This is a genomic window from Pseudoflavonifractor sp. SW1122 (assembly GCF_012027765.1).
GTDB classification, from domain to species: domain Bacteria; phylum Bacillota; class Clostridia; order Oscillospirales; family Oscillospiraceae; genus Enterenecus; species Enterenecus faecium.
Window position 1 is genome coordinate 1 of record NZ_SJOS01000079.1, and the last position, 5376, is coordinate 5376.

The 5376-nt window shown below is 61.2% G+C and carries 4 protein-coding genes; all 4 read left to right on the plus strand.

From position 1 onward, the window contains the following. The coding region (locus E0L15_RS11875; RefSeq protein ID WP_168125753.1) for a hypothetical protein at positions 1 to 890 on the plus strand (890 nt) is incomplete at its 5' end. A 263-nt stretch (positions 891 to 1153) separates the two neighbouring features. After that, complete coding sequence (locus tag E0L15_RS12675; RefSeq protein WP_087232159.1) at positions 1154 to 2011, plus strand: PRD domain-containing protein; 858 nt, start codon at positions 1154 to 1156, stop codon at positions 2009 to 2011. Between the two features lie 35 nt (positions 2012 to 2046). Further along, complete coding sequence (locus E0L15_RS11885; RefSeq protein ID WP_168125755.1) at positions 2047 to 3933, plus strand: beta-glucoside-specific PTS transporter subunit IIABC; 1887 nt, start codon at positions 2047 to 2049, stop codon at positions 3931 to 3933. A gap of 13 nt (positions 3934 to 3946) precedes the next feature. Then, a complete protein-coding gene (locus E0L15_RS11890) occupies positions 3947 to 5368 on the plus strand; it encodes a 6-phospho-beta-glucosidase (protein ID WP_168125756.1) in 1422 nt (473 codons plus the stop codon). Positions 5369 to 5376: the final 8 nt, after the last annotated feature.

Sequence of the window (5376 nt, forward strand, 5' to 3'; positions counted from 1 at the left end):
CCCAGCTGGCGGTGTCTAAGGAGCTGCCCGAGGGCGTGACCCTGCCCCAGGGCTTTGAGACCTCCCAGCTGGAGGTGGACGGCCAGACCCTTCCCACCGCTGTGCACAAGGAGGGGGGATTGGTGGCCGTGTACCTGGCTGGCGACGAGGGACATCCCGCAGGCTTCTATTTCTACAACGAGAAGACCCGGGAGGTTCAGGCCATGACCCCGGTGGCCATGTCCACCGGCAAGCTGACCCTGGTGGACCTGCCCCAGGAGCTGGTGGTGCCCCAGGGCTATACCTCCACCCTCATGGAGCTGGGGGGCCAGCAGCACACCCTGCTGGTGCCCGACGACACCGAGGAGCCCAACCACTACATCGTCTATGCCATGGATGAGGAGGGCAAGCTGGGGCTGTACCTGTACGACGTGGAGCAGGAGACCTTCCAGCGCTACCAGTTCACCCAGCTGGGGGACGCCCCCCTGGTGCTGGCTGAGGTGGCAGAGGAGCCCCAGAGCGAGGGCTTTGTGTTCACCCTCTTTGGCCGGGAGATCCGCACAGGCTGGAGCAACCGCGCCGTGTCCTACCTGATGGTGGGCCTGGCTGCTCTGGCTGTGGTGCTGCTGGTGGCGGTGATCGTGCTGGTGGTGTGCCTGGTGAAGGCCCGCAAGGCCCTGCATCTGGCCTGGATGCGCCAGGAGGAGGAGCGGCAGCGCCGCATCATCCAGGGCACTTGCCTGAGCGTGGATGAGATTCTGGCCGAACACACCAGCCGAAATGCACCCATGCTGGAGGACCGGGACAGCCGGACCCTGCCGTCTCAGACGCAGCAGCCCCCCCGGGAGACCATCGACGTATCCTGGCAGGAGGCTGAACCCTCCGCGGAGGACCAGGAAGACAACATCTAAATAGAACGCTACAAAACTCCCCACGGTCCACCGTGGGGAGTTTTTTCCAGGAAGGGCTGGAGGTTTGACTAAATTACCAAAAAATCGCATGTACTTTTGTATGGAATTGGAATGGACAAGGGGGAGGAAAAGGGCTATACTGTCCCCAGCAACTGAATATTCGGATTGTAACTGGTAAGGCAGGCAAGACCACGTAAAACTCGATTGCAACGGGTTTTATTTGTGGTGCCTGTTTTTTCTTTGCCTGAAAGGGGGGATGAACCGTGGGAACCTATGTGGTACGTCGCATACTCAACAACAACGCCTTTGTGTCGGTGGATGCCAATGGCCAGGAAATTGTGGTCATGGGAAAGGGAATTGTATTTCAAAAGAGCGGAGGAGATCGGATTCCTTGCAGCAGAGCGGAGCAGGTGTTCCAGCTGTCTCAGGAAAACACCAGCCGCTTTCAGGAGCTGATTGCCCGCATCCCCATGAACTACATGGTCCTCAGCGAGAAAATCATCTCTATGGCTGAGAAAAACATGAACAAGACATTGGATGAGAGCATTCACATCACCATTACCGACCATATCTACTCCGCTGTACAGCGCTACCAGCGGGGGCTGGTGCTGCGCAACTCCATGCGCTGGGAGATCCAGCGCTACTATCCCCAGGAGTATGCTGTGGGGCTGGAGGCGGCCCGAATGGTGCGCCAGGCCCTGGAGGTGCCCTTTGCCGAGGATGAGGCGGCCTTTATGGCGCTGCACTTTGTCAACGCAGGTACGGGCATGGAGATTGGGCAGATGTATGAGGTCACCGAGCTGATTTCCGGCGTGTGCACCATCGTACACCAGGAGTTTGGGATGGAGTTTGACACCCAGGCCCTGGCCTACCATCGCTTTATCACCCATGTCAGGTTCTTTGCCCAGCGTCTGCTGTTGGGCACCTATTACCAGGAGGATGACGGAGATCTGTTGGATATGATCTGCGTCAAGTACCCCCAGGCCTATGCCTGTACCCAAAAGATTGCAGCCTACATTTTGCAGCTGCGGGGGCAGAATCTGGGCCGGGAGGAGGAGCTGTACCTCACGGTGCACATTGCCAGAGTGGCAAAGCACGGTCTTTTGAAGGACGAGAATTAAGATTAGAAGATTCAGTTGAAAAGAGGGATTAAACCATGGATTGGAAGAAGACTGCGGAACAAATTGTGGCCCATGTGGGCGGCAAAGAGAATATTTTAGGGGCGACCTACTGCACCACCCGGCTGCGTCTGGCCCTGGCCGACGAGTCCCTGGCCAACGATGCGGCGGTATCTGAGGTCCCCGGCGTCATCAGCGTGGTCCACGCCAGCGGCCAGTATCAGATCATCATCGGCAACCGGGTGCCCAAGGTTTACGAGGCCTTGCAGGAGATGGGGGTGCTGGAGAACAAGGGCCAGCCCGTCCAGGAGGAAGAGGAGAAAAAGAAAAAGCCCATTCCCGCCCGGATGATGGACGCCCTGCTGGGCTCCATGACCCCCGTCATCCCCGCCATCATCGGCTGCGCCATGATGAAGGTGCTGCTGGTGCTGCTGCCCATGCTGGGTATTCTGGCTGAGGAGAGCTCCACCTATCAGGTGCTCAACGTCATTGGCGATGGCTCCTTCTACTTCCTGCCCATCCTGGTGGCCGCTTCCGCCGCCCGGTACTTCAACACCAACATCTATCTGAGCATCACCATTGCGGGTATTTTGGTGCACCCCACCCTCCAGGCCATGTTTACTGCCGGAGACCCCATCTCCCTGTTCGGGGTGCCTGTGACTGCGGCCAACTACCCCTACTCCATTTTGCCCGCCATCATCATGGCCTGGGTGCTGTCCAAGGTGGAGAAGCTGGTGGACCGCATCACCCCCGCCATCACCAAGACCTTCCTCAACCCCATGCTCATCGTGCTCATCTGCGCCCCCATTGCCCTGTGGGCGGTGGGCCCTGCCGGAGCCATTGCCGGTGAGGCCATCTCCGGCGGTCTGGAGTGGATTCAGACCAATCTGGGCTGGCTGGCCGTGGGCATCATCGGCGGCATTTACCCCGTGCTGGTGCTCTTCGGTATGCACCATGTGCTTACCCCCATTGCCATCGCAGCCATCAGCGGTCCGGCTGGCTTTGACGGCCTGGTGATGGTGGCCCAGCTGGGCGCCAACCTGGCCCAGGGCGGCGCTTCCATGGCCGTGGCCCTGCGCTCCAAGAACAAGAACATGCGTCAGACCGCCGCCGCCGCCGGCTTCTCCGCCCTGGTGGCTGGTATCACCGAGCCCGCCATGTACGGCGTCACCCTGCGCCTCAAGCGCCCCTTCATCGCTGTGCTCATCGCCTCCTTCGCCTCCGGCTGCTTTGCCGGTCTGATGCAGCTCAAGAGCTTTTCTGCCGCCTGCCCCGGCCTGGTGACCACCATCCAGTATGTGGAGGCGGGACGGCCCAGCTCCATCCTGTACATCGGCCTGACCTGCCTCATCGCCGTGGTGGTGTCCTTTGTCCTCACCTTTATCCTGGGCTTCCGTGACCCCCAGGGCAGCGGAGAGGCGGCTACCACCACCAAGAATACCGCCCCCAAGGGCACCCAGGTGCAGGCCCCTCAGCGCCTGGTGGTGAACAGCCCCATGACCGGCAAGCTGATGCCCCTCAGCCAGGTGTCCGATGAGACCTTTGCCTCCGGCGTGCTGGGCACCGGTGCGGCCATCATTCCCACCGATGGCCGGGTATACGCCCCCTTTGACGGGGTGGTGGAGACCCTGATGGATTCCAGCCACGCCGTGGGCCTGCGCAGCGACGACGGCCTGGAGGTGCTGGTCCATGTGGGCCGGGACACGGTGGCCCTGAACGGCAAGTATTTTACTCCCCATGTGAAGGTGGGAGACGTGGTGCGAAAGGGCCAGCTGCTGCTCACCTGTGATTTGAACGGGCTTCGGGCAGAGGGCTATGATGTGACCACCCCGGTCATCGTCACCAACTCCGAGGAATACCTGGAAGTGGTGCCCACCAAGGAGATCAACATTGAGCACGGCGCACGCCTGCTCACCGTACTGTAAAAGGAGGAACATCATGAACCGGAGCTTCCCGGATGGCTTTTTGTGGGGCGGCGCCACCGCCGCCAACCAGTATGAAGGTGGATGGAACGAAGGGGGCCGCGGCCCCTCCATTGACGACGTGTTCACCGGGGGCTCGGTGAACACCCCCCGCCGCATCACCATTCCCGCCCAGCCTGACGCCTTCTACCCCAACCACGAGGCCACCGACTTCTACCACCACTGGAAGGAGGACATCGCCCTGTTTGCTGAGATGGGCTTCAAGGTCTACCGCATGTCCATCTCCTGGTCCCGCATCTTCCCCCGGGGGGATGAGGAGCAGCCCAACGAGGAGGGGCTGGCCTTTTACGACCAGGTGTTTGACGAGCTGGCCAAGTACGGCATTGAGCCTCTGGTCACCCTGTCCCACTATGAAAATCCCCTGTACCTGACCACCCAATATGGGGGGTGGAAGAACCGCAAGCTGGTGGACTTCTTTGTCCACTACGCCAAGACGGTGATGGAGCGGTACAAGGGCAAGGTGCGCCGCTGGCTGACCTTCAACGAGATCAACATGCTGTCCGTGCCCTTTGGTACCTTCATCGCCGGAGGTATGCTCCCGGAGACTACCACCGAGCAGGACCGCTGGCAGGCCATGCACCACCAGCTGGTGGCCTCCGCTCAGGCGGTGCGCCTGGGCCACCGGATCGACCCGGACAATCAGCTGGGCTGTATGATCGCCTACATGTGCGTCTACCCCCGTACCTGCGCCCCGGAGGATCAGCTCACCCAGCTGTCCATGGACCGCCTGCACAACCTGTTGGCGGGAGATGTGCACGTGCGGGGAGCCTATCCCAGCTATGCCCGCCGTCTGCTGGCGGAGAAGGGGGTCACCTTGGACATCACCCCCCAGGACGAGGTGGACCTGCGGGAGGGCACCGTGGACTTCTACACCTTCAGCTACTACGACTCCCGGTGTGTGGGCACCAAGCAGGAGGGAGACCCCTCCACGGGCAACGGCGCTCTGGGCGGCATTCGAAACCCCTATTTGCCGGTCACCGAGTGGGGCTGGCAGATTGACCCCCAGGGTCTGCGCTGGGTGCTCAACCACCTGTATGACCGCTATCAGATTCCCCTGATGGTGGTGGAGAATGGCCTGGGGGCCATGGACCAGCGGGAGCCGGATGGGGCCATCCATGACCCCTACCGCATTGACTACCTCCGGGCCCACATCCAGGCCATGGCCGAGGCGGTGGCCGACGGGGTGGACCTCCAGGGCTACACCCCCTGGGGCTGCATTGACCTGGTGTCTGCCAGTACCGGAGAGATGCGCAAGCGCTACGGCATGATTTACGTGGACAAGCACGACGACGGCAGCGGCGACCTGTCCCGCCACCGCAAAGACTCGTTCTACTGGTACCAGAAGGTGATTGCCACCAACGGCCAGGACCTGACCTAACAGAAAAT

Coding starts and splice junctions, on each gene's coding strand:
- E0L15_RS11890 (WP_168125756.1), top strand. CDS start 3,947: ATGAACCGGAGCTTCCCGGATGGCTTTTTGTGGGGCGGCGCCACCGCC.
- E0L15_RS11885 (WP_168125755.1), top strand. CDS start 2,047: ATGGATTGGAAGAAGACTGCGGAACAAATTGTGGCCCATGTGGGCGGC.